Source organism: Deinococcus arcticus, assembly GCF_003028415.1.
GTDB lineage: Bacteria > Deinococcota > Deinococci > Deinococcales > Deinococcaceae > Deinococcus > Deinococcus arcticus.
Map to the genome: position 1 here is coordinate 13,570 of NZ_PYSV01000011.1, position 24,637 is coordinate 38,206.

A 24,637-nucleotide genomic window follows, 5' to 3' on the forward strand; every position below is an offset into this window, starting at 1 on the left:
CAGGGCGTTGTGGAGAACTCCGAGGGGCTGTGGACAACGCCCTGCACGCGCAAAAGCCTGTAGGCAGCAGTGGACTTATCCACAGGAAGAGTGTGGAAAAACCCCGTGCCTGTGGATAAAAAGGTGACGCCGCCCTGACACAACCGGGCCTGAATCAGACGGCCGGCGCCGTCTGAGAACAATCCGGAGGTTGAACGTGGCCTGCGCTCAGGCCAACAAGAACTGAAGGGGCCGCTTGCTGGCCCCTCCAGTCTTTGTTGCCTGCTGAAGGTATACGGGACTCCTCTAATGGCAAAGCATAGTGGCAGGAGCGCAAATATGCTTTTCCATCGCCTTAGTCCCGTGTTTTCTCGTGTTCGCTCCGCTCAGGTTCGCCTTCGGCTCACCTGAGGCCTATATCAGAAGCGCAGCTGGTCCTCGCGCAGGCGCTCCACGCGCAGCATGTTGGTGGTGCCGCGCACGCCGAAGGGCACGCCCGCCGTGATCACGTAGCGGTCGCCCACATCGGCCAGGCCACTGCGGCGCAGTTCGTCGTTGGCAATGCGCACCATGTCGTCGGTGTTGCGCGGGTCTTCGCTGAGCACCGGCACCACGCCCCACGACAGGGCCAGCTGATTGCGGGTCTGTTCGTTGGGGGTCAGCGCCAGAATGGCCAGCGGGGGGCGGTTCTTGGCAATGCGTGAGGCCGCGCCGCCCGTGCTGGTGAACGTCACAATGGCCGGCGAATCCAGCTTCTCGCCAATGTTGCAGGCAGCGGAGGCAATCGCGTCCTGGGCCAGTTCGGTGTCAATCACCAGCTGGCGCTGCAGCATCTTGTAATGCTCGCTGTCCTCGGCTTCATGGGCAATGCGGGCCATCATGGCCACCGATTCCACCGGATACAGGCCCGCCGCCGACTCGGCCGAGAGCATCACGGCGTCGGTGCCGTCGTAAATGGCGTTGGCCACATCCGAGGCCTCGGCGCGGGTGGGCCGGGGCAGGTTGATCATGCTCTCCAGCATCTGGGTCGCGGTGATCACCGGCTTGCCCGCTTCCCGGCACAGGCGAATCAGGCGCTTCTGGATGGTGGGCACCTGCTCGGGGCGCATCTCCACGCCCAGGTCGCCGCGCGCCACCATTACGCCGTCCACCTCTTTCAGAATGTCCTCGAAACGGTCCACGGCCTGGGGCTTTTCGATCTTGGCCATCAGCTTGGCGCGGCTGCCAAAGCGCGACAGGTAGTGCCGGGCCAGCAGCAGATCATCGCGTGAACGCACGAAGCTCAGGGCCACCCAGTCCACGCCCAGTTCGGCGCCGAACTCCATGTCCTGCACGTCCTTTTCAGACAGCGCCGGCACGCTCAGGTCCGCCTCGGGCACGTTGATGCCCTTGTTGTTCTTCAGCACGCCGCCGATCACCACCTTGGTGATCACGTCCTGGCCGCGCACGCTCTCCACCTGCAGGGCCATGTTGCCGTCGTCCAGCAGGAGTGCCATCCCTTGCCGCACGTCATGCACCAGGCCCTTGTAGGTACTGGAGACCCGCTCGGCGTCCCCCTCAATGTCGTCCATGGTGATGGTGAAGGTATCGCCGGGGCTGAGGGTCACGGCGCCGTCCTTGAAGCGGCCCACGCGGATCTTCGGGCCCTGCAGGTCTTGCAGGATGCCGATGGCCACACCCTTTTTCTCGGCCAGTTCACGCACCATCTGCACGGTCTGGCGGTGGTCTTCGCGGTCGCCGTGGCTGAAGTTCATGCGCACCACGTTCATGCCCGCGTCAATCATGCGGCCCAGTACCTCGGGCGAACGGCTGGCGGGGCCCACGGTGGCCACGATCTTGGTGGCGCGGTCAATGTCTTTCATGTGCATGGTGGAATCCTTTCCATGAGGCCAGTGGCAGCGGGCGGCGGAGATGGCCCCCACCGCCCGCTCACAGGATTTAGCGCAGCGCCTTGCGGCCCGGATAGACCGCGCGGTCGCCCAGGCTGTCTTCAATGCGCAGCAGCTGGTTGTATTTGGCAATGCGGTCCGAGCGGCTGGCCGAGCCCGTTTTGATCTGCCCGGCGTTGGTGGCCACCGCAAGGTCCGCGATGAAGTGGTCTTCAGACTCGCCGCTGCGGTGCGAGATCACGGTGCCGTAATGGTGTCGCTTGGCCAGCTCAATGGCGTCCATGCTCTCGGTCAGGGACCCAATCTGGTTGACCTTCACCAGAATGGCGTTGCCCACCCCCGTGTCAATGCCGCGCTGCAGGCGCTCGGGGTTGGTCACGAACAGGTCGTCCCCCACCAGCTGCACCTGCCCCCCAATCCGGGCAGTCAGGGCGGCCCAGCCGTCCCAGTCGTCCTCGGCCAGACCGTCTTCAATGCTGACAATCGGGTAGCGGCTGGCCCAGTCGGCCCAGAAGTCCACCATCTCGGCGGTGGAGAGGCTGCGCCCCTCGCTCTCCAGGTGGTACTGGCCGTCCTTGTACAGCTCGGTCACGGCGGGGTCCAGTGCGATGGCGATGTCCTTGCCGGGCTCGTAACCGGCCTTCTCGATAGCTTCAAGCAGCACGTTCAGCGCTTCCTCGTTGCTTTTCAGGTCCGGGGCGAAGCCGCCCTCGTCGCCCACGTTGGTGTTGTAGCCCTTGCTGGCCAGCACCTTTTTCAGAGTGTGGAAGGTCTCGGCGCCGTAGCGCAGCGCCTCGCGGAAGGTCGGCGCGCCCACCGGCATCACCATGAATTCCTGAAAGTCCACCGAGTTGTCGGCGTGCGCCCCGCCGTTGATGAGGTTCATCATGGGCACCGGCAGCGTCCTGGCGTTGCTGCCGCCCAGGTAGCGGTACAGGGGAATGTTCAACTCGGCCGCCGCTGCGCGCGCCGTGGCGAGGCTGACAGCCAGAATGGCGTTGCCGCCCAGCTGGCCCTTGTTGGGGGTGCCGTCCACGGCCATCAGGGCAGCGTCAATGGCGGCCTGCTCGCTGGCCTCCAGGCCCACCACGGCGGGCCCCAGCGCCTCGTTGACGTTCTTCACGGCCGTCCGCACGCCCTTGCCCAGGTAGCGGCTGCCGCCGTCACGCAGTTCCAGCGCCTCGTGGGTGCCGGTGCTGGCCCCGCTGGGCACGATGGCGCGGCCCAACAGGCCACTGTCGAGGTGAACTTCAGCTTCCACGGTGGGGTTCCCGCGCGAGTCCAGGACTTCACGGGCGATCACTTTCTGAATCTTCATTCCTGTTTTCCTCCCCAATTCACGGCCCTTCCGCCGGGCGGAAGGTGTACTTCAGACACTATAAGCGGGGGCGGCGGGTGCCGGATAAACCCGGTCTAACGTTCCCGGGGACATGGCCAGCGCCGCCCCGGAAACGGCCCTTAAACGCGCAGCGTGACCATAACCGCCATGTACCCCCCACCGCCCGCCGCGCGGAAGATGGCGGGGCTGGTAGAGCCCGAGAACAGCAGTTCGGCTTCCCCCTCGATGGGGCCCAGGGCGTCGAGTACATGCCGGGCGTTGAAGGCCAGGCTCATGGCCGGTTCGGTGCCGCCCTGCACCACGTCCAGGGTGTCCTGGGCGCGGCCATAGTCCCCCTCAGCGGCCAGGCGCAGCTTGCCTTCAGACACCAGAAATTCCACCCGGTTGTTGGCGTTCTTGTCAGCCAGCACGGCCACGCGGTTCACGGCTTCTTTCAGCGCAGTGGCGGGCAGCGTCACCTGGAGCTTGATTTCCTTGGGAATCACGCGTTCGTAATCCGGGAAGTCGCCGTCCAGCAGCTTCAGGTTCATGCGCACGCGGTCGGTGGTCACGCTCAGCAGACCCTCGCCGTAGGTGAAACGGGCCTCGCCGTCCTTGAGCACGCGGATCAGCTCGTCCACGCTGCGCGCCGGGATGATCAGGTTGCGGCCGTCTCCGCTGGCCGGAAAGTCACGAATGGCCACCCGGTACCCGTCCGAGGCCACCACGCGCGCACTCTCGGGGCGGTGCTCCAGCTTGATGCCCCGGAACACGGCCTGAAACGCCTCGTTGCTGGCGGCGTAGCGCACGCTGGCAAAGGCGCGGGCCAGTTCGCCCGCGTCCAGGCTCACATCGGCCTGGGCAGGGAAACTCAGGGGCGGGTAGGCGTCGGTGTCGCCGGTCTGCAGCTTGAAGTCCGATCCACCGGAGCGCACGGACAATTCCTGTCCGCTGAGTTCCAGTTCCACCAGCTCGCCGCCCAGGTTGCGCACAATCTGCGCGAACAGGTGGGCCGGCACCACGAAGTTGCGGGGGGATTTCACCTCGGCGGGCACAAAACAGGAGAGGTCAATTTCCAGGTTTGTACCGCTCAGGGTCAGGCCCGCCTCACTGGCCTCCACCTTCAGGGACGTGAGCAGGGGGTTACTGCTGCGACTGGGGATCACCCGCTCCAGCAGGCCCAGGCCCTCGCTCAGAATTTTTTTGGTGACTTGTACGTTCATGCCTTGCCTCACTGTCTGGTCCCTATCTTTTTCCTGTTTTTAAACTTAAAAAAGATAGTAGTAGTAGTAATAGGGCCTGTGGAAACTGTGGAAAAGTGCCCTAGGGGTGCGCCCAGCGCCACTTTGCCCTGTGGACAAAAATGTGGATAACTGGCACTTTCCTGTGGAAAACCTGTGGATAACTTTGGGGGTTATCCACAGCCTCCCGAAAGGGCCCAGTTATCCACAAAGTTATCCACAGAAAAAACGGGGTTATCCACAGGTTATCCACAGGTTTATCCACAGCTTGTGAAACCGTGCACACCGTTTTGGAACGGATTTTGGAACATATTCTGAACAGGGCAGAAGAAGTAGCGACCATTATGCCTCTGCCTCTTCATCATCCAAGCCCTGCATCCGGCGGCGCAGGGTGTCCACTGAGCCAGTCAGTTCGGCGTCTTTGCCCAGTGCCTCCGTGACCTTGCTGATGGCGTGCATCACGGTGGAGTGGTCTCGCCCAAAAAATTGCCCAATCTCGGGGAGCGAGTGGTCGGTCAGCTCACGGATCAGGTACTGGGCCACCTGCCGGGCCGTGACCACCTCGCGCACGCGCCCGGCGCCGCGAATCACCTCGGCAGGCATGTTGTAGTGCACGGCCACCTGCCGCAGCACGTCCATCATCTCCACCTTGACTTCCTGCGGGGCAAAGACGTTGCTCAGGGCCTTGGCGGCCACCGCGCGCGAAAAGGGCACGTTGTTCAGGCTGGAAAAAGCCACCACCCGCATCAGGGCACCTTCAAGTTCACGGATGTTGCTGGTGACCTGCCGGGCGATGAGTTCCAGCACTTCCTGCGGAATGTTGATGCGGTTGTGCTCGGCATTCATCTTCAGGATCGCCACCCGCGTCTCGAATTCCGGGGACTGGATGTCGGTGATCAGGCCCCATTCAAAGCGGCTGCGCAGACGCCCTTCCAGGGTCTGGATATCCTTGGGCGGCCGGTCCGAACTCAGGATGATCTGCTTGTGGTTCTCGTACAGCGCGTTGAAGGTGTGGAAGAACTCCTCCTGCGTGCGCTCCTTGCCGGCCAGGAACTGAATATCGTCCACCAGCAGCAGGTCCACCGAGCGGTAGCGGTTGCGAAACAGCGTCATCTTGTCGTCGCGGATGGCGTTGATCAGGTCGTTGGTGAACGACTCGGTGGAGACGTATTCAATGCGCTTGCCCGGAAACCGCTCGGTCATGTAGTGGCCCACGGCGTGCATCAGGTGGGTCTTGCCCAGGCCCACGTCCCCGTAGATAAAGAGGGGGTTGTACGCCTTGCCCGGCGACTCGGCCACCGCCAGGGCGGCGGCGTGCGCGAGGTTGTTGTTGGGCCCCACCACGAAGTTCTCGAAGGTGTACTTGGGATTGAGCACCTTGCGGTTTTCCGGCAGAGGGGTGCTGGGCGCCCGGCCCGTGTGAATGGGGGGCGCGGGCGGCGGGTCGGTGGGCAGCAGCAGGGCGTCTTGCGCGGCGGGCAGCACCTGAAAGGTGACCTGTGGGTTCTGCGCGCCCAGTGAGCGCAGCGCGTCTTCCAGCAGTTCCAGGTAGTGCTTGCGAAACCACTCCTGGGCAAACGAGTTGCGCACGCCCAGCACCAGCGAGCCTTCCTGCACGCCCAGGTTTTTGACCGGCGCGAACCAAGTGTGGTACTCGACTTCCGAAATGTTCTTGCGGACGTACCCCAGCACGTCCGCCCAGATTTCCTGCGAGATAAGGCGCACCTCCCTTGCGGCACTCTTGATGCGCCGGCCAGCATAGCACCCGCGCTTTCGCTTCTCTCTGGAGAAAGGCCGGAGGGCTCAGTTCTCTCTTTCTCGGTTCTCGCGCAGCACCTCCGCCTCGCGTTCGGGAGTCAGGGCGTACGTCAGGGCCGCCGACTGGCTCCAGGCCCGGGTGTCACAGGCGGTTCCCTCAGGGGGCGTGAGGGTCAGGCCAGCGGCAATGGCCCGCTCGGCGCTGATGTCCATCAGGCCCCCCTGAGGCGCATGTTCGGGAATGAACAGCGGTAATTCGGCAAAGCCCAGGTGCCAGTGCTCCAGCGCGTCCTGACCTATCCACACCGGCTGCGCTATGCCCAGCACCCGCGCGAACTCGGCCCAGCTCAGGCGGGGCCCGGCGAGGTTGAACACGCCGCCGATCCCCTGCTCAATCACCCGCACGGTAAAGCGGGCGAGGTCCCGCGCGTCAATCACCTGCACGTGGTCGGTGCCGTCGCCGGGCAGCAGGGTCTCCCCTCCCCTGCTCGCCCGGTCGGGCCAGTACGGGTAGCGGGCGGTGTGGTCGTAGGGCCCCGCCACGATCTGGGGCCGCAGGAGGGTGGCCCGCTCGCCGTAGGCCGCCTGCACGAGCTGTTCACAGGTGACCTTGAGGGGACCGTAGGTCTCGCCGGTGATCTCGGTGACGGCCTCGGCGGCGGGGGGCAGCAGGGGGTCGTCCTCGCGCACGGGGTGCCGGTCCGGCTCAGCGTAAACGCTGGCAGTACTGATGAACACGTAGCGCCCCACCTGGGTCTGCAGGGCCTCGGCGCTGGCGCGCACCTGCCCGGGCGTGTACCCGCTGACATCCACGCAGGCGGCCCAGCTGCGCCCGGCCAGGGCGCTCAGGCCCGCCGCGCCAGCATTGCGGTCTCCCTGCAGGCGCTCCACCTCGGCCGGCAGCTCATCGCGGCTCTGACCACGCGTGAGCACGCTGACCCGGTGCCCGGCTGCCAGCAACGCCAGCACGATGTGCCGCCCCACAAACTTGGTGCCGCCCAGAACCAGAATGTCCATGCGGCCATCCTGGCATCTGGGAGGGCCGGGCGTCGAACCTCAGACGGAAGGGCCGGCTCAGCGGCGCACCCACCGCCCGCCCACCTCCTGGGTCAGGCCCAGCAGGTGCAGCAGCACCAGGGCCGTCTGCAACTCGGGCAGCGGCAGGCGCGTGATGGCCTGCAGGTCGTCCAGGGTGCGGGGTTCGTGCAGCGCGGCCAACACCTGGGCCTGTTCGGGGGGCAGGTCTGGCTGGGGGGCGGGTGGGGCGGCGCCCCAGCCCAATTCGTTCAGCACGTCGGCGGCGTTCTCGGTCAGCACTGCGCCGTCGCGCAGCAGCTGGTGGGGGCCGGCGGCCCGGGGATCGCCCGCGCGGCCCGGCACCGCGAACACGGTGCGGCCACATTCCAGGGCGTGGGTGGCGGTAATCAGTGAGCCGGACCGGCGCTCGCCTTCTACCACCACCGTGCCGGCCGACAGCGCCGCAATCAGTCGGTTGCGCACCGGAAAGAGGTGCTGGGCCGGCCGGGTGCCCAGTGGCGACTCGCTGATCAGGGTCAGCTGCGCGGCCAGGGCGCGGTTCTCACCCGGGTAAATCACGTCCACCGCGCTGCCCAGTACCCCGATGCTCAGGCCCCCCGCCCCCACGGCCGCCTCGTGGGCCGCCGTATCAATGCCGCGCGCCAGGCCGCTGACCACCACCACGCCCGCGCGGGCCAGGTCGGCGGCCAGCATGCGGGTAAAGGCCGCCGCGTGGGGACTGGCGGCCCGCGTGCCCACCATGCCAATCGCCCGGGGTACCTCGGGCAGCTCTGGCAGGCTGCCGCGTACCCACAGCACGGCCGGCGGGTCGCCCAGGGCGTTCAGGGCGGCCGGGTAACCCGGCAGGCCACGAAACAGCAGCGTCACTCCTTCCACCTGGGTACGCGTCAACTCGGCCTGGGCGCGGGTGCGGGCCTGCCCCTGGGTCTGGGTGCCGGTCAGGGCGGCCACACTGCGGCTGTCCAGGCCTGGAACCTCGCGCAGGGCACGCGGCGGGGCCTGCAGGGCCGCCAGCGCGCTGCCGAAGTGGCGCCGCAACTCTTCAATCCGGCGCGGCCCCAGCTGGGTGGTGAAGCGCAGGGCCAGCAGTGCCAGCCGCTCATCGGCCAGAGGGGCCGGCGCGGGGTCAAACAGAGGGGGGCCAGGCAGCGTGGGGCCAGTCACCGGGTCAGCATACGGGGCCTGGGGCCGCGCAGCAGGCGAACTTGCCCGGGGCCGTTCAGGAGACTGCTGGCACGGGGTCTTCCTCGACGGCTTCGTCCTCTTCATCACCCAGGGCAGCCCCGGGAATGGTCAGGGTGAACAGGGCGCCGCCGCGGGGGTGGGTGGTGCCGCTCAGTTCGCCGCCGTGCAACCGGGCAATCTGGCGGGCCACGCTGAGCCCCAGGCCGCTGCTGCCTGCGCCGCTCACGAAGGGCTCGAAAATGCGCTCGCCCAGGTCGTCGGGCAGGCCGGGGCCACTGTCATGCACGGTGAAGGTCAGCCGCTCGGGGCTCTCAGCCAGGGTCAGGGTCACGGTGCCGGCGGCCCCGGCGGCCCGGCGGCCGTTGGCCAGCAGGTTGCGCAGCGCCTGGGTCAGGCGGTCAGGGTCGCAGAGAATGCCGCCGCCCCAGTCGCCCACAAAGGTGGTTCCAGGCACCAGCCGGTCCAGCCGGCCCTGCAAGGTGCGCGCCGGAATGTAGTGCCACGCCAGTTTCAGTTCCAGCTGACCGCGCGCCAGCTGCATCAGGTCCTGGGTGGTGAAGGTCAGTTCATCGGCCACCAGGGCGGCGCGGGCCACCTCGGGGTCGTGGGTGCGTTCCTCGGCACGCTGCAGGCTGGCTTTCAGAACGGTGAGCGGCGCGCCCAGTTCATGCACGATCTGGCCCAGCAGCTGCTTTTCCCGGGCCTGCCCGGCTTCGATGCGCACCAGCAGGCGGTTGATGGCGGCCAGCAGACGGTGCACCTCATCTTCGCGCCCGGGCAGCGGCAGCGTCTCCAGGCTGTGGGTGGGGTCAATGCGGTCAGCGAGGTTGGCGGCACTCTCCAGGCCGGCCAGGGCCCGCCGCCCCACGAACCAGCCGGTCAGCAGCAGCACGGCCGGCGAGACGATCAGCGCCAGCAGCAGGGCACTCAGGGCACTCTGGCGGGCCGCCAGCAGGTCATCTTCGGGCAGGCCCACCCACAGGGTGCCGAAGTTGCCCGCCTTGCGCTTGACCACGCGCACCGTGGTGTTCTGTACCGGCACCCGCGACAGGTCGCCAAAGGGGTAGGGGGAATCAATGTATTCGCGCAGCGCGGAACTGGCGCTGCTCACCTGGCCGTCAAAGCCAATCAGCATCGTGTAGGCGCTGGCGCTGCCTGCCGCCCGCCCCAGGCTGCCCGGATCGCTGAAGGCCTGGGCCAGGGTGTCGGCGCGCTCGTTCAGGCGGTCCACGAACTGCCGCTCCATACTGCCCAGCAGCAGCGTGACCACCCCCAGCGTAATCAGGGTGATGAGGCCCAGGGCCAGCAGACTGTAGGTCAGGGCCAGCCGGAAGCGCAGGGAGTGGCGCCACGCCACGCGCGCCGAGTGCAGCCCCGCACCCGGGGTCAGGCGGGCGGCCCGGCGCCATCCACGCGGAAGGGAACCGGGCCGCTGCGGCGTCATGCCCTCACGCCTCATACGGACTGCCGTCCATTTCCAGAACATCCGGGAAAGAGCCGGATGTTCCCCCAATTCCCGGAAATCCGCATTTGTTCCTTCTCCCTCCGGTCGAAAAAATTCCGTAATGTGTTACGGAATCTTTCGGAATCCGTATCAGACCTGCAGCACGTAGCCGACATTGCGGATCGTGCGGATGCGCAGGTCACTGCCCGCATGTTCCAGCTTCTTGCGCAGTTGCGAGATGCGCACCTCAACGGAGTTGCTGTTCGGCGTTTCCCAGCCGTACAGGTGAGACTCAATGTCTGCCCGGGAAAACACGCGCTCGGGGGTTCGCATCATCAGTTCCAGAATGCGGGCCTCGTGCTCGGTGAGGTTCACGTGCTTGTCGCCCACCGTCAGCAGCAGCGAACTGGTGCTGAGGCTGGTGTTGCCCAGATTCACGCCGGTGCCAGCCGCCGTGCGCCGCAGCAGCGCGGTGATGCGCGCGTCCAGTTCGGGCATGGCAAAGGGCTTGGTCAGGTAGTCGTCGGCGCCGGCATTCAGGCCCGCCACCCGCTCCTGCACCCCACTGCGCGCCGAGAGTACCAGCACGGGCGTACTGGAATACTGCCGCAGCGCCGATACAAGGTCCAGGCCGTCGCCGTCGGGCAGATTCAGGTCCAGCAAGATCAGCTGGGCGGTGTGGGTGCCCAGCCACGCCTGGGCGTCCCTGAGCGTGGCCGCGTGCTGCACCTGATAATCGGCCGACAGGTATTCCTTGAGCAGCGGCCCGAGGTGCGGGTCGTCTTCCACAATGAGGATCTGAGCCAGCATGCGTCTCCTTCGGGCCCCTGCTGCGCTTGGCAGCGGCGCCCTTTGGTCCTGTGATCGTAATGCCGCCGTGGTGCGCTGCGCTTGAGCAAACCTGCGCGCTTTGTTGGCCCAGCGTTATTTATTCGGGTTGCCGGTGTTACGCAGGCCCGGCAGGCTGACCGGCTGCCCGGCGCGCTGCAATCCCACCGACAGCTTGAAGGGCGTCAGCAACCGGGCCAGGGACACGCCGCCTTCCAGCAGCAACTGGCCGTCGTTCAGGGTGCCGGTATAGCGGCTTTTCAGGCCCCCAAAAGCGCCCCGGGCGCGCTCGTCCTCGCTGGGGGCGAACAGCACCACCACGGGCCCGTCGTAATCGTCCACCAGCCGCACGGTCATGCGCCCGCCGCTGCTCTCACCGCTGCCCAGCTTGATGTTCATCTCGCGGTCCCACACGATCAGCTGCAGGGCCCCGGCGGGCGCGGTCAGGGTCAGGAGGGTCAGCAGGGCAATGAGCAGTCTGGTCATGGTGTTCGGGGGACTCCGTGTGTGGTCTGGGGGTGGGGGGTTGGCCCGGCGCCCACGGGTGAGCTGGGCTTATGACTACCCAGCGTACCCTGTTCGCCTGACGCGCGGCTGAAGTTCGGGCCACATTGCTGAGCGGCCACATCGCTGAACGCGGCCTGCCCCAGTGTTCAGGCAGGCCGCGCACAGAATCCTGACGGACCCTACATCGCTTCCAGCATCAGGCGGTCGGGGTTTTCCAGCAGGCGAATGACCTCCTTGCAGAAGCGCGCGGCCTCGGCGCCGTCCACGAGGCGGTGGTCAAAGGACAGCGAGAGGTACATCATGTGCGCCACCACGATCTCGTCGTACTCGTTGACAATGGGGCGCTTCTGGATGGAATGCACGCCCAGAATGGCGGCGTCGGGCACGTTGATGATGGGGAACGAGAACAGCGCGCCGATAGACCCGATGTTCGTGACGCTGAAGGTGCTGCCTGCCAGTTCGTCGGCCTGCAGCTTGCCCGCCTGGGCGCGGCCCGCCAGATCGGTGACCTCGCGCGCCAGATCAAAGACGCTCTTGTGATTCACGTCTTTCAGCACCGGCACCGTAAGGCCCGCATCGGTGGCCACCGCCATGCCGATGTTGTAGTAACGCTTGTGCACGATCTCCTGCGTGGCCTCGTCAAAGGAGGTGTTCAGGCTGGGGAACTTGCGCAGGGCCACCGCCACGGCCTTGAAGATAAAGGGCAGGTACGAGAGCTTGACCCCAGCGGCGGCGGCGTCCGCCTTGACCCGGCTACGGAACTCGACCAGTTTGCTGAGGTTCACCTCGTCCACCGTCAGGGTACGCACGGTGTAGAGGTGAGAAGCCACCATCTGGTTGCTGATGGCCCGGCGCATGCCGCGCAGGGGCGCGCGCTCTTCCAGGTGCTCGTAGCCCTTGGGCGTGCGGTACTGCACCGGGGGCACGGTCATGCCGCCGCTCCCTGCTTTCTGGGCGGGAGCCGGCGCGGCGGCCTGTGCCGCAGCCGGCTGGGGGGCCGCTGCCTGGGGCGCGGGGGCCGCCTGTCCCTGCTGGCTGTGGGCCAGCACGTCCGAGACGCGGATGCGGCCGTTGGGGCCGCTGCCGGGCACCTGGGTCAGGTCCAGGCCCAGTTCGCGGGCCAGCTGCCGCGCGGCGGGCACAGCCAGCACCCGGCCATCGGCGCGGCCGGCGGGGGCGGGCTCGCGGTTCAGAATGCTGCCCACGCCGCCCGTGTAGGTGCCCGGCGCGCCGCTGCCCGCCAGATTCTCGCCGGCCCGGTTGGTCAGGCCCTGCACCTGAATCTTCTCGTCCGAGGCAAAGGCCTTGAAGAGACTGGTGGAATCGTCGTCGGCGCCTTTTTTCAGGTGCCCGGCTTCCACGATGCTGCCCACCTGCTCGCGCTCCTCCTGGGCCTGGGGGGGCAGGGCGCTGCCGGGGGCGGCCGGGCTGCCCGCGCTGTTCTGAATGCCCTGAGCCGGGCTGGGGGCACTTGCCGCGCTCCCCCCCTCGTCAATCAGGGCAATGGCGGCGTGCACCGCCACCACGTCACCCTCGCCGGCCAGGCGCTTGTGCAGCACGCCGGCCACCGGGCTGGGCAGTTCCACCGTTACCTTGTCGGTCATCACTTCGCACAGGGGCTGTTCCAGGGCGATGGTGTCGCCCTCCTGGACCAGCCACTTCAGGATTTCGCCCTCCACCACACTTTCAGCCAGTTCGGGCAGCAGCACTTCTTTCATGGAATACCTCGTCGGTTGGGAAACTTGATTGGCTCGGCGCTCAGCCGGGGCAGGCGGCCTGGACGGGTCCTCAGCGCAGCACCAGGGCGCGCAGGAGGCCGTAGATCAGCAGCACCAGGGCCAGCACCTGAATCCAGCGCTCGCCCTGGGCATAGACCCAGGCGCTCAGCCCCAGCAGCGCGAACAGGCCGCCAATGGCCACACTCTGCCAGGGTTCGGCCAGCCGCCCCACCAGGGCGTACAGGCCAAACCCGATCAGCAGCCCCAGGGTGCCCAGCAGCGGGCGCAGGAAATCAGGCTTCACGGCCCCCATCTTAATAGTTCAGCGCCTGCACGCAGGCCGCCACGATGCGGTTGGGGCCTGGCAGATACACCTTGTCCTGCACGTAGGGATACGGCGTATCGAAGCCCGCCACCTGCCCCACGGGCGCGGTCAGGAAGTCGAAGGCCTGCTCCTGAATCACGTAGGCCACCTCGCCCATGAAATTCGAGATGCGCGGCGCCTCGCTGACCAGCACGGCGCGGCCGGTCTTCTGCACGCTGCTCAGCACGCGGTCGCGGTCCCAGGGCACCAGCGAGCGCAGGTCGATGACCTCCACGCTGACCCCCTCGGCGCCCAGCGCGTCGGCGGCCTTTTCCAGGTCGGGCATCACGCCGCCGTAGCCGATCAGGCTGAGGTCGGTGCCCTCACGGCGCACGGCGGCCTCGCCCAGCTTGACCACGTAATCGTGGTCCGGCACCTCGCCCTTGGCGGCGCGGTAGAGCCGTTTGGGCTCAAAGTAAATGACCGGGTCCTCGCCGCGCAGCGCGGCCTTGAGCAGCCCCTTGGCGTCGTAGGGGGTGCTGGGCATGACCACCTTCAGGCCCGGGGTGTGGGTGTAGTAGCTTTCGGGGCTCTGGCTGTGGTGGTGCCCGCCCTTCACGCCGCCGCCCGAGGGTGTACGGATCACCATGGGCGCCGTGAACTGCCCCGCGCTGCGGTAGCGGATCTTGGCGGCCTGGGAAATGATCTGGTCAAAGCCCGGGCCCATGTAGTCGGCAAACTGAATCTCGGCAATGGGGCGCAGGCCGCGCACGGCCATGCCCACGGCGGCGCCCACGATGCTGGCCTCGCTCAGGGGCGTATCGAACACGCGCTGCTTGCCAAAGCGCTCCTGCAGGCCGGCGGTGGCCATGAACACGCCGCCGCGCGCGCCCACGTCCTCGCCGAACAGCACCACGCGGCTGTCGCGCTCCATCTCCTCGGCAATCGCCTCGGTCACGGCCTGGATGAGGTTGATGGTCCGCTTTCCACTCACGGCACTCTTCTCCTGACGGTCCTGGGTGGCGGTCATGCGCGCCCCCCGCCCTGCTCGGCGCGCAGGAAGGCTTCCTGCTGGCGCAGGTGGTCCGGCACGTCCGCGTAGACGTCTTCAAAGATGATGCGCCAGTCGGGCTGCCCGGTGGCCTCGGCACGCAGCACCTGCTCGTCCACCTCGCGGTGGGTCCTGGCAATCAGCTCGGCGCGTTCCTCGGCGCTGACCGGGTGGCCCAACTTCTCCAGCAGCTTCTCCACGCGCGTGATGGGATCGCGGCCCAGCCACTCCTCCACTTCCTCGCGGGTGCGGTAGTGCTTCTCGGCGTCGGCGTCGGCGTTGGAGTGAGAGCCCACGCGGTAGGTCAGGCACTCCACCAGCGCGGGGCCCTGCCCGGCCCGCACCCCCTCGGCCACCGCCGTCATGACCTCCATGACCGCCACGATGTCGTTGCCGTCCACGTAGTAGCCGGGCATGCCATACGCCTTGGCCTTGATATGGATGGTCTCGCTGGCCGTCTGCTCGCGGATGGACGTGCTGATGGCCCACTGGTTGTTCTCACAGACGAACAGGGCCGGGGCCTGCGCCGCGCCCGCCATGTTCAGGCCTGCGTGCCAGTCGCCCTCGCTGGTGGCGCCGTCCCCGAAGGTGCAGACCGTGATCTCGTCCACGCCCAGGTACTTCTGCGCCATGGCGTTGCCGGCGGCCGGCGGCACCTGCGAGGCAATAGAGCTGGAAATGGACACGAAGTTCTGCGCCTGCGCGGCAAAGTGGTGCGGCATCTGGCGGCCCCGGCAGGTGTCAGAGTTGGTGCCCAGACACTGGCTGATCAGCTCGAACATGGGCACGCCCATGGCCAGCCCCAGCGTGTGGTCGCGGTAGTACGGCCACACCCAGTCGTGCCCCACGCGAATGGAGCGCGCCAGGCCCACCTGGGTGGCTTCCATGCCGCTGGACTGCGCGTAGAAGGTGGTGCGGCCCTGGCGCAGCAGGGTAATCAGCTTGCGGTCGAACTCGCGGGCCTGAAGCATCAGGCGGTGCAGTTCGCGCAGCAGCTCCGGCGTGTACCGCGCCGGCAGCGGCTGCACAGGGGTCCCGTCTTCCGCGACGTAGCGGATGGGTTCCGGCGTGAAGGGTTGAATCATGACCTGGGGCCTCCTGGCGTCGGGGCGGGCGCGGGTGTTACCCTGGCCCCCACCCAAACGGAAATCTGTCTAGCAAACGCTCGTTAGGTATTTTAGACCCTTTGACCGTGAGGGAAGGCCGGGCGCCAGGAAGGTGGGCGGGCGCAGGCTGGTCGCCAACGACGGGAAGATTGGATTTCGTCCGTGTAGCAGAGACAGCCCGGAGATGGGGCCAAGGGGTGTGAAGTTGGGAGCGGCAGCTGTAGAGGTCGCAACTGCGCCAGATTGCTGGCTCACCCTGCCGAGAGGCATGCTGCTCTGAAAGCTCCCCTCAACCGTTGAGCTGCTTTCTTTCCCAATCAGGGCAGGAGCCTTCTTCACGCTGCGTCGCCTCTTTCTCGCGGCCCACCCTGTCCCCTCAATGCACGAAGAACACCAGATCGGCGGGGACGTGGGGCGGGATCGGTCTCCCCTCCCCCATCGGGGCGAGCCCCTTGGCCAGAGCGTGGGCCTGGGCCAGATACTCGGCATACGGCACAGGGCCCGTGGCCTGCGCCGGCCGCTCTGCCCCGAACAGGTCCAGCGGCGCGCGGTCGGCCAGGTGGTGCCACGCGCCCGTGGTCCAGTCAAAGCTGTAGAGCGGGACGAAGCGTTCGCCGTATTCGGCCACGAATTCCAGCGCCGACAGCAAAAAGTCCACCTCTTCATCGGTGGCCCAGGGCGCCAGATTCAGGCGGGTCCAGCCGGGCTTGACGCCATCCACATGGTCCAGCACGCACTGCAGGTAGCGTTCGCTGGTCTGGTCGTCCACATTCAGGAGGGCGTGGCCGTAAGGTCCGGCGCAGGCGCAGCCCCCCCGGGCCTGAATACCGAACAGGTCGTTGAGCAGCCGCACCACCAGCCGGGGGTGCAGCTGCCGCCCGTCCGAGGTGAGGGTGAGAAAGGACAGAAAGGCCAGCCGGGGGGCGTCCAGATTGCCCAGCAGGCGCAGGCGGGGGTTGGGGCGCAGCCGGGCCAGGGCGCGGCCAAACAGCTCGTGTTCGCGCGCGGTCATCGCCGCCGGGCCCAGGGCCGCTTTCACCCCAAAGGCCAGGGCGGTGCGAATCTTGCCCAGGATGGCGGGGGTGCCGGCGTCCTCGCGCGCCTCAATGTCATCTATGTAGATCTGCCGGGTGCGGTTGACAAAGCTGACGGTGCCGCCGCCCGCCGTGCTGGGCACGGTCAGGCGGTACAGCTCCTGGCGGAAACACAGCAGGCCCGGTGTGCCGGGGCCGCCCACGAACTTGTGGGGGCTCAGGAACACGGCGTCGTAGCCGTCGGGCTTGCCCGGCTTCATGTCGATGGCCACATAGGGCGCGCTGGCGGCAAAGTCGAAAAAGGCGTAGGCGCCGTGGGCGTGCAGGATGCGGGCCACCGTGCGGGTATCGGTGAGCAGGCCGGTGACATTGCTGGCCGCGCTGAACGAGCCGATCTTGGGGCGCCCGGCGTACCGGGGGTCTTTCAGCGCGCGCACCAGGGCGTCCAGGTCCAGGTTGCCCCGCTCGCACAGCGGCAGCTCCACCACCTCGGCCAGGGTTTCGCGCCAGCTGATCTCGTTGCTGTGGTGCTCGTAGGGGCCGACGAACACCACTGGGCGGTCACGCTCTGGCAGTGCCGCCAGCAGAGTCTGGCGGTGGTGGGCGCTGGCGGCAATCCCCAGGATGTCCTGCATGCGCCGCACCGCCGCCGTGCTGCCCGACCCGCAGAACACCACCTTGCAGCCCTCGTCGCCGCCCAGCTGCGCGCGGATGTAGTTGGTGGCCTGGTGGGTGAGGTGGGTGCAGTGGGCGCCGGTGGCGCTGTCTTCAGTGTGGGTGTTGGCGTACAGCGGCAGGGCCAGCGAAGCCACCCGCTCCTCCACGCTGCGCAGCGCCCGGCCCGAGGCCACATAATCGGCGTAGGTGAGGCGCCGCGCCCCGAACGGGGTACGAATCACGGTGTCTCCTCCGATCAGGTCGGCGCGCAGCGTGGCAAAGTCCATACCCCATGGTAGGAGCCCAGCCCCCCCGCCCTCAATGCCCCTGATCAGCGAAACGGATCACCCTGCGCCGCGTACAGGCCCGGTACACTGCGGCCCTGATGAGCGGCTGGAATGTACTGGTGATTGGCGGGGGCCACGCGGGCCTGGAAGCGGCGTGGGCAGCCGCCAAATATGCCCGGGTGGCGCTGCTGATTGGCAATCCGGCCACGGTGGGCCGCATGCCCTGCAACCCGGCCGTGGGCGGCCCGGGCAAGAGCCAGCTGGTGTTTGAGGTGCAGGCGATGGGCGGCCTGATGGGGCGGCTGGCCGATGACACGGCCATTCACACCCGGGTGCTGAACGCCAGCAAGGGCCCGGCGGTGCAGTCCCTGCGGGTGCAGAACGAGCGCGACGCCTACGCCGAGCGCGCCCAGGATGTGATCTTCGGCCACCCGGGCATTGAAATTCTGCGCGGCGAGGCTGCCGATCTGGAGAGCGACGGGCGCGGCGGCTGGTTCGTGGTGACCACCGATGGCCGCCGGTTGAGCGCGCGCTCGGTGGTGCTTGCCGCCGGCACCTTCATGCGCGGCGTGACGTGGTACGGGCGCCAGTCGCGGGCCGAGGGCCGCCAGGGTGAACCGCCGTCGCGCTTTCTGTCGGCGCCGCTGGCCCTCGCCGGGCACGTGCTCAAGCGGTATAAAACCGGCACACCCCCCCGGGTGCGCGCCGACGCGGTGGACTTCGCGGCCCTGCTGGAAATTCCGGCTGACCCCCAGCCGCGTGGTTTTACCGGCACCCCCGGCCCCCGCGCCGCCGAATCGCCCACGTGGCAAACCCACACCACCCCGGAAACGCACCGCCTGATTCAGGAGAACCTGCACGAGTCGCCCATGTTTGCCGGCGACATCGAGGGTCTGGGGCCGCGCTACTGCCCCAGCATTGAGGACAAGGTGGTGCGTTTTGCCCACCACGACCGCCACCTGCTGTTTGTGGAGCCCGACGGCGTGCAGACCAGCGAGGTGTACCTGCAGGGCTTCAGTTCCTCGCTGCCGCCACACCTGCAAGACGCCCTGGTGCGCACCCTGCCCGGCTTTGAGCGCGCCGTGATTCAGCGCTACGCCTACGCTGTGGAGTACGACGTGGTGGACTCGCAGGAACTCACCCTGAATCTGGAATCGAAGCTGCTGCCAGGCGTCTTTACTGCTGGCCAGATCAACGGGACCAGCGGGTACGAGGAAGCGGCGGCGCAGGGGCTGGTGGCCGGCACAGCGGCGGCCCGCCGCGCTCTGGGGGAAGAGGAAGTGTTGATTGGCCGCGAAACGGGCTATCTGGGCGTGTTGCTGGACGAACTGGTGTTCAAGGGCAGCAACGAGCCCTATCGCATGATGACCAGCCGCGTAGAGCACCGCCTGCTGGTGCGCCAGGACAACGCCGACGAGCGGATGACGCCGCTGGCCCATGAACTGGGACTGGTGGACAGCGCTGAACTGGAACGTGTGCAGGCCAAATACGCCCGGGTACAGGCTGGGGTGAACGCGCTGGAAGGGCAGCGCGTGCAGGGCCAGACCGGGGATGCGTGGCTGCGCCGCCCCGAGTTCTCGCTGGCGGATGTGGAGGCGCTGGGGGTGACGCTGCCGGTCCTGTCGGCAGCCGAACGCGAAGCGGTGGAAATCCGCGTGAAATACGCCGGCTACATTCGCCGCGCGGCCCAGCAACTGCGCGCCGAGGACCGTTCGCGCGAGCTGAGTCTGGCAGGCGTGGATTTTGCTGCTGTGCCGGCCCTGTCCAATGAGGCCCGAGAGAAACTGGGCCGGGCCCAGCCACGCACCGTGGATCAGGCCAGCCGCATCTCGGGGGTGCGCCACGCCGACATCAGCGCGCTGCTCGTGCATCTGAAAGGACAGGCTGTTTCACGGGAAACCTGACGGTGAAACAAGGCGGTGGTTGAAGACCGGGGCGCATGCCCTGGTTTTTTCTTGACGCCAGTTCTGTTTCACGGGAAACTTGACGGTGAAACAAGGAGGAACAGCTGTGAACGCATTTGAACAGGGCCTGCTGGTGGGCGTCCTGATTGGCGAGGGCCACTTTGGTGGCGACGGCAAACAACCCCAGGTGACCCTGCGGATGCACACCCGGCACCAGCGGCTGTTTGAAACCCTGCTGCGGCTATGTCCCGGCTCCAAGCTCTACGGGCCGTATGCCCACGGGGGCCGGCAGTATTTTCAGTGGATGGCGCGCGGACAGGTGCTGCGCGAAACGGTGTTGCCGCTACTGGACAGCCTGCCGCTGGAGGAACTGGATGAGCATGTACACGAGAGGTATCAGGACATGAAAACGAGGTACGGACTATGACGCCGGAAGGCGAAGCGCTGCTGCGGCGGGGCGCGGCTGAACTGGGGCTGCAGGTGGACGCCCAGATTCCTGCGTTTGTACAGCTGATGGCCCTGTTGCAGGAGGCCAACCGCAAGGTCAATCTGACTGCGCTGAAAACCGAGACCGACATTGTGCTCAAGCATTTTGTGGATTCGCTGAGCTGTCTGCGCGGTGAGCATCTGGACGGCGCGCAGCAGGTACTGGACCTGGGCACGGGCGCGGGGTTTCCTGCCCTGCCGCTGGCACTGCTGCGCCCAGAGATTCCCTTCGTGCCACTGGATTCCATTCGCAAGAAGATTGACTTTGTGCGCGCGGCAGCCGAGGCACTGGGGCTGAACAATGTGCAGCCGCAGGTGGGCCGCGCCGAGACCCTGGGGCGCGACCCGGCGCACCGTGAAAGCTACGACCGCGTGGTGTGCCGCGCGGTGGCGGCGCTGCCGGTGCTGGCCGAACTGGCACTGCCCCTGCTGAAGCCCGGGGGGCGGCTGGTGGCCCAGAAAGGCCCCATCAGCGAAGAGGAGTTGCAAGCAGGGCGCCGCGCCGCTGGTGAACTGGGGGGCCGGGTGACCGAGGTGGACGCCTTTACCCTGCCTGTGCTGGGCGACGCCCGCACCCTGATCGTGGTGGAGAAGGTGGGCCGCACGCCGAAGAAGTACCCCCGGCGCGAGGGCGTGCCGGCCGCGCAGCCGCTATTCTGGGCGGCACGGTGAACAGGATGCAGACGGCGAACAACGCGCGGGGCCCGGAATGAAGGTCCTGGGCGTCGTGAATCAGAAGGGGGGGGTGGGCAAGACCACCACCGCCGTGAACCTGGGGGCGTATCTGGCGGCGGGTGGCAAGCGCGTGCTGCTGCTGGACATGGATCCCCAGGGCAACGCCACGAGTGGCCTGGGCGAACGTGGGGCCACCCAGGGGCTGTACGAGGCGCTGGGAGAACCGGCCCGCGCTGGGGAATTTACCCGTGAGACAGCGCAGAAGGGCCTCTTTCTGCTGCCCGCCACGCCCGATCTGGCAGGGGCTGGCGTGGAACTGGCCGAGGACCCCGACGCCCTGACACGGCTGCTGGCCTCCATTCAGGGCTACGACGTGGTCCTCATTGATGCGCCGCCCAGCCTGGGTCCCCTGACGGTCAACGTGCTGGCCGCCGCCGACGCGCTGCTGATTCCGCTGCAGGCCGAGTACTACGCGCTGGAGGGGCTGGCTGGCCTGATGGAAACGGTGGAGCGGGTGCAGGGCGGCCTGAACCCCCGCCTGAAGGTGCTGGGCGTGGTGCTCACCATGTTTGACGGCCGGACCAATCTCTCGCAGGAGGTGGAGAGCATGGTGCGCGCCCATTTTGGGGAACTGGTGTTCTGGTCGGTGGTGCCGCGCAACGTGCGCCTGTCCGAGGCGCCCAGCTTTGCCAAACCCATCAACGCCTTTGCGCCGCTGTCGTCGGGCGCGGCGGCCTACAAGCGCCTGAGCGAGGAGGTGATGCAGCGTGTCGAAAAAATCTAGCCTGGGCCGTGGCCTGGACGCGCTGCTGGGCAAGCCTGCCGAGGCCGGGAAAGCAGAGGGGCCGCAGGTGCAGACCCTGGCGCTGGACCGGATTGTGCAGGCGGCGTACCAGCCCCGGCAGGTCTTTGCCGCCGAGGGACTGGCAGAACTGGCGCAGAGCATCCGAGACAAGGGCGTGTTGCAGCCGCTGCTGGTGCGCCCCCGCGCTGAGCACTTCGAGATCGTGGCCGGAGAGCGCCGCTGGCGGGCCAGTCAGCTGGCCGGACTGAGCGAGGTGCCGGTGATCATTCGCGATCTGGGGGACCGCGAGGCGCTGGAAATTGCCATCGTGGAAAACCTGCAGCGCGAGGACCTGGGCCCCCTGGAGGAGGCGCGCGCCTACCAGGCCCTGCAGGAACAGGGGCTGAACCAGGAAGGTGTGGCGCAGGCGGTGGGCAAGAGCCGCTCGGCGGTGGCCAACGCCCTGCGCCTGCTGACGCTGCCCGAGGCCGCCCTGCGCGCCCTGGACGCCGGGCAGATCAGTGCCGGGCACGCCCGCGCCATCCTGGCCCAGCCCGAAGGCGACCGCGCCTGGGCGCTGGACCAGATCACGGCGCGCAGCCTCAGCGTGCGCGAGGCCGAGGCCCTGAAGCGCGAGAAGCGTGCCGGCAGCGAGCCCATCAAGGTGAACCCGCCGCGCGCTTTCCGGCAGCTGGAACTGGATCTGAGCCGCCGCACCGGCACCCGCGTGCGCATTACCGGCGAGGATAAGGGCCGCGTGGAGCTGAATTACGGCTCACGCGAGGAACTCGACCGCATCCTGAACCTGCTGGGCTACGCCGAGGAGTAGAGGAACACACGGAAGGGGGCGAGCCCGGTGCGGCTCGCCCCCTCTGGCCTGCTGTGTTTTACCGGGTGCCCACCAGGAAAATGTTCGGCCAGGGGCGGTAGGTGCTTTTCAGAGTGTCCTGCTTGAACACCACGCCGCCGCGCACAAATTTGCGCGTGACCTCAATCACGGCGCCCGGCGCGGCCCAGTCTACCTGCTGGCGCTGCCCGGCATTCAGGCTGGCGTCGCGGATGATACGGTCCGGGGGCGGCGGGGTGGTGCTGAGGGTGCGGGGGGCGTCAATCTGCACCGTGAAGTCGCGCGCCTTGCCGAAGACGCTGATGCTCAGGCGGGCTTCCTCATCGTTCCACTCGCTCTGGAACCACAGGGCGCCGCCGGTGTCGTTGGCAAATTTCAGGTCCAGGCTGGGCTGGTAGATGGTGGCGTCCAGGCCCTGGGGGTCGTAGTAGCGCACCTGATACGAGTGGTTGCGGCGCTCCAGGATGGGCAGGCCCGCGCTGTACAGGGTGCGGAACACCGTGGTGCTGACCTGGCAGATGCCGCCGCCAATGCCGTTGGCGGTGCGCTCGCCCGAGATGACCAGACCAGTCACGAAGCCCGCCCGGAGGTTGATGGGCCCCACCATCTGGTTGAACGACACGGTTTTGCCCTCAAACAGCACGTCCCGGAACCGGCTGGCCCCCACGTGGATGTTCTTCACGCGGGCGTCGCTGGAGCCGTAGTAGTTCGTCTCGCCCGTGCCCAGGTGCGCGGTGATGCCGCGCGACAGGAAGTAGCTCAGGGTGCGCCCCGGTGCCGTCTGGCTGCCCAGGGCCACGTTCACCTTCACGCCCTTGGGGTCTTTCAGCGCGGCCAGCAGATTGGCGCGGGTCTTGTCCAGGTTTACCTTGAGGCCGTTGCGCTGCACCACGGCCCAGCCGTTCCACAGCTGCTCAAAGCGGGCGTCCTGTGGGGTGGTGGGCAGGGCCCTCAGGAAGGTCTGCAGATCGGCGTCCAGGCTCTGGGTGATGACGCCGCGCTGCCGCAGGACCGCCACCCGCTTGCCCGGAATGGTGAGGGTGCGGGTAAAGGGCACGGTGGTTTTCTTGCCGTCCACCAGCGCCGGCCACGCGGCGCTCACGGTGATCAGCAGCGGCGCCGTGATCTTCGCGGCGGGCGTGGTCACCCTGGGCGTGGGTGGGGTGGGGGCCGGCTGCGCCGGAGGAGCCGGGACCGGCTCGGGCGGCGTGGGCGCAGGGTCGGCGGGTGGGGCCGGGGGTTCGGGGGTGGGCTGGGTGGGCGGCGCCGGGTCAGGCGGCAGCGGCGCTGGCGGCACCGGCGGAATCGCCGGCACGGTTTGCGCCGGGGGCTGGGGCGGAGCCGTCTGGGCCGGAGCGCTGGGGACGGCCGCCAGCAGCAGGGCGCTCAGCACGCACGTGCGCCGAAAGGGGCTGAACATGGCGCGAGTATTTCACGCCCCTTCACCAGTCCGGTGAAGGCGAATCTTCACGCACAGGGGAGAGGTGGGGGCAGGAGCGGCGGCAGCAAAAGCGCCGGGAACCCTTGCCCCGGCGCTGGTGAAGGTTTCTGACGGGGTCTGTGGGCCTCAGCCCAGGGCCAGATGCCCGGTGCCCGCCAGCTGGCGCTCGATCTCGGCCACGGCGGCCACGGCGTGGTGGCGGCCATTCTCAATGAACACCTGATTCGTTTTGCCCGCAAAGCCCGCGCTGCCCACCACGAACAGCCCAGGCACGCTGCTCTGATAATGCTCGTCCAGCACGAGGCACTCGTCGGGGTGCTGCGCCAGCCCCAGGCCCGACAGGAAGGACAGGTCCGGGCGGTAGCCGGTCAGGGCGAAGGTGAAGTGGGTGGGCAGGGCCCAGGTGGTGCCGTCCGCGCGCTGCACGACCACATGTTCGGGGTGAATCTCGACCACCTGCGACTCAAAGTGCGCCGCGATGCTGCCCTCCTTGATGCGGTTTTCCAGATCCGGGCGCACCCAGTACTTGATCGTGGATTTCAGTTCCGGGGCGCGCACGACCATGGTGACGTTCACGCCGCTGCGCCACAGGTCCAGTGCGGCGTCGGCGGCGCTGTTGCCCGCGCCAATCACGGTGACATTCAGGCCCATGAACGGGTGGGCTTCGGTGTAGTAGTGGCTGACGTTCTCCGAGTGCTCGCCGGGAATGCCCAGAACATGCGGGTTGTCGTAGTAGCCAGTGGCCACCACCACCCGCCGCGCCTCAACCACACCGGGCGTGCCGTCGCGCCGCTCCACGGCCAGCGTGAAGCCCGCCGGCGCGGCGTGCACCCGCGTCACCTCGGTGTATGGCTCCACGTTCAGCGCCTCGCGCTGGGCCACCAGCCGGTAGTACATCAGCGCGTCGCGGCGATCCGGCTTGTCATGGCCGGTCACCATGGGGTGATTACCAATTTCCAGCTCGGGGGCCGTGGTGAAAAAGGTCATGTAGGTGGGGTACTCGAAAATGGCGTTCACCACGCAGCCCTTTTCCAGCACCACGTAACTCAGGCCCGCGCGCTTGCAGGCAATGGCGGCGGCCAGCCCCACCGGCCCGGCCCCAACAATGGCAACGTCTACCAGACTCATGTCCGGCATTGTGCCAGCCTGGGCCGCT

At 67.5% G+C, this 24,637-nt stretch carries 21 protein-coding genes; 5 read left to right on the forward strand and 16 right to left on the reverse strand.

The features are described from left to right. Nucleotides 1-398: 398 nt before the first annotated feature. From pyk to C8263_RS11875, 14 genes are all read right to left on the reverse strand, one after another. Nucleotides 399-1,841: a pyruvate kinase gene (gene pyk, locus C8263_RS11810; protein WP_107138446.1), complete on the reverse strand. Its 1,443-nt coding sequence runs from the start codon at nucleotides 1,839-1,841 to the stop codon at nucleotides 399-401. A gap of 76 nt (nucleotides 1,842-1,917) precedes the next feature. Further along, nucleotides 1,918-3,186, reverse strand: a complete 1,269-nt coding sequence (eno, locus tag C8263_RS11815; RefSeq protein ID WP_107138337.1) for a phosphopyruvate hydratase — start codon at nucleotides 3,184-3,186, stop codon at nucleotides 1,918-1,920. Between the two features lie 140 nt (nucleotides 3,187-3,326). Further along, nucleotides 3,327-4,409 (reverse strand): DNA polymerase III subunit beta, encoded by a 1,083-nt coding sequence (dnaN, locus tag C8263_RS11820; RefSeq protein WP_107138338.1) that lies wholly within the window; start codon nucleotides 4,407-4,409, stop codon nucleotides 3,327-3,329. 360 nt (nucleotides 4,410-4,769) lie between these two features. Further along, nucleotides 4,770-6,143: a chromosomal replication initiator protein DnaA gene (gene dnaA / locus C8263_RS11825; protein ID WP_107138447.1), complete on the reverse strand. Its 1,374-nt coding sequence runs from the start codon at nucleotides 6,141-6,143 to the stop codon at nucleotides 4,770-4,772. A gap of 87 nt (nucleotides 6,144-6,230) precedes the next feature. Then, nucleotides 6,231-7,202 carry an NAD-dependent epimerase/dehydratase family protein gene (locus C8263_RS11830; RefSeq protein ID WP_107138339.1) on the reverse strand — a complete coding sequence of 324 codons (972 nt, stop codon included), beginning with the start codon at nucleotides 7,200-7,202 and terminating at the stop codon, nucleotides 6,231-6,233. A 57-nt stretch (nucleotides 7,203-7,259) separates the two neighbouring features. Then, nucleotides 7,260-8,387 carry a DNA-processing protein DprA gene (gene dprA / locus C8263_RS11835; RefSeq protein WP_408608057.1) on the reverse strand — a complete coding sequence of 376 codons (1,128 nt, stop codon included), beginning with the start codon at nucleotides 8,385-8,387 and terminating at the stop codon, nucleotides 7,260-7,262. A gap of 55 nt (nucleotides 8,388-8,442) precedes the next feature. After that, the gene (locus tag C8263_RS11840; RefSeq protein ID WP_107138341.1) at nucleotides 8,443-9,852 is read right to left on the reverse strand and encodes a sensor histidine kinase; all 1,410 of its coding nucleotides are present in this window, start codon (nucleotides 9,850-9,852) and stop codon (nucleotides 8,443-8,445) included. A gap of 150 nt (nucleotides 9,853-10,002) precedes the next feature. Further along, nucleotides 10,003-10,662: a response regulator transcription factor gene (locus C8263_RS11845; RefSeq protein WP_107138342.1), complete on the reverse strand. Its 660-nt coding sequence runs from the start codon at nucleotides 10,660-10,662 to the stop codon at nucleotides 10,003-10,005. A 114-nt stretch (nucleotides 10,663-10,776) separates the two neighbouring features. After that, a complete protein-coding gene (locus tag C8263_RS11850; RefSeq protein WP_107138343.1) occupies nucleotides 10,777-11,166 on the reverse strand; it encodes a hypothetical protein in 390 nt (129 codons plus the stop codon). Nucleotides 11,167-11,366: 200 nt separating this feature from the next. Then, nucleotides 11,367-12,905: a dihydrolipoamide acetyltransferase family protein gene (locus C8263_RS11855; protein ID WP_107138344.1), complete on the reverse strand. Its 1,539-nt coding sequence runs from the start codon at nucleotides 12,903-12,905 to the stop codon at nucleotides 11,367-11,369. A gap of 70 nt (nucleotides 12,906-12,975) precedes the next feature. After that, nucleotides 12,976-13,218, reverse strand: a complete 243-nt coding sequence (locus C8263_RS11860; RefSeq protein WP_107138345.1) for a hypothetical protein — start codon at nucleotides 13,216-13,218, stop codon at nucleotides 12,976-12,978. 1 nt (nucleotide 13,219) lies between these two features. Continuing rightward, a complete protein-coding gene (locus tag C8263_RS11865) occupies nucleotides 13,220-14,239 on the reverse strand; it encodes an alpha-ketoacid dehydrogenase subunit beta (protein ID WP_107138346.1) in 1,020 nt (339 codons plus the stop codon). Beyond that, entirely contained in the window at nucleotides 14,236-15,345 is a 1,110-nt protein-coding gene (locus tag C8263_RS11870) for a thiamine pyrophosphate-dependent dehydrogenase E1 component subunit alpha (protein WP_107138347.1), read from the reverse strand. Before C8263_RS11870 ends, C8263_RS11865 begins: the two co-directional genes overlap by 4 nt. A gap of 397 nt (nucleotides 15,346-15,742) precedes the next feature. Next, the gene (locus C8263_RS11875) at nucleotides 15,743-17,344 is read right to left on the reverse strand and encodes an aminotransferase class V-fold PLP-dependent enzyme (RefSeq protein ID WP_107138348.1); all 1,602 of its coding nucleotides are present in this window, start codon (nucleotides 17,342-17,344) and stop codon (nucleotides 15,743-15,745) included. A gap of 98 nt (nucleotides 17,345-17,442) precedes the next feature. On the opposite strand from C8263_RS11875, the gene mnmG reads away from it, so the two are divergent. The 5 genes from mnmG (at nucleotide 17,443) to C8263_RS11900 (ending at nucleotide 22,022) form a co-directional block, all read left to right on the forward strand. After that, nucleotides 17,443-19,248: a tRNA uridine-5-carboxymethylaminomethyl(34) synthesis enzyme MnmG gene (gene mnmG, locus C8263_RS11880; RefSeq protein ID WP_107138349.1), complete on the forward strand. Its 1,806-nt coding sequence runs from the start codon at nucleotides 17,443-17,445 to the stop codon at nucleotides 19,246-19,248. A 106-nt stretch (nucleotides 19,249-19,354) separates the two neighbouring features. Continuing rightward, nucleotides 19,355-19,675, forward strand: a complete 321-nt coding sequence (locus C8263_RS11885) for a hypothetical protein (protein ID WP_199188388.1) — start codon at nucleotides 19,355-19,357, stop codon at nucleotides 19,673-19,675. Next, complete coding sequence (rsmG, locus tag C8263_RS11890; RefSeq protein WP_107138351.1) at nucleotides 19,672-20,406, forward strand: 16S rRNA (guanine(527)-N(7))-methyltransferase RsmG; 735 nt, start codon at nucleotides 19,672-19,674, stop codon at nucleotides 20,404-20,406. Before C8263_RS11885 ends, rsmG begins: the two co-directional genes overlap by 4 nt. 37 nt (nucleotides 20,407-20,443) lie before the next feature. Beyond that, nucleotides 20,444-21,193, forward strand: a complete 750-nt coding sequence (locus tag C8263_RS11895) for a ParA family protein (RefSeq protein WP_107138352.1) — start codon at nucleotides 20,444-20,446, stop codon at nucleotides 21,191-21,193. Continuing rightward, nucleotides 21,177-22,022 (forward strand): ParB/RepB/Spo0J family partition protein, encoded by an 846-nt coding sequence (locus C8263_RS11900; protein ID WP_107138353.1) that lies wholly within the window; start codon nucleotides 21,177-21,179, stop codon nucleotides 22,020-22,022. Before C8263_RS11895 ends, C8263_RS11900 begins: the two co-directional genes overlap by 17 nt. A gap of 58 nt (nucleotides 22,023-22,080) precedes the next feature. Here C8263_RS11900 and C8263_RS11905 read toward each other — a convergent pair whose 3' ends face one another. Next, the gene (locus C8263_RS11905; RefSeq protein WP_107138354.1) at nucleotides 22,081-23,460 is read right to left on the reverse strand and encodes a VanW family protein; all 1,380 of its coding nucleotides are present in this window, start codon (nucleotides 23,458-23,460) and stop codon (nucleotides 22,081-22,083) included. Nucleotides 23,461-23,607: 147 nt separating this feature from the next. Beyond that, nucleotides 23,608-24,609, reverse strand: a complete 1,002-nt coding sequence (locus C8263_RS11910) for a YpdA family putative bacillithiol disulfide reductase (protein WP_107138448.1) — start codon at nucleotides 24,607-24,609, stop codon at nucleotides 23,608-23,610. Between the last annotated feature and the right edge of the window lie 28 nt (nucleotides 24,610-24,637).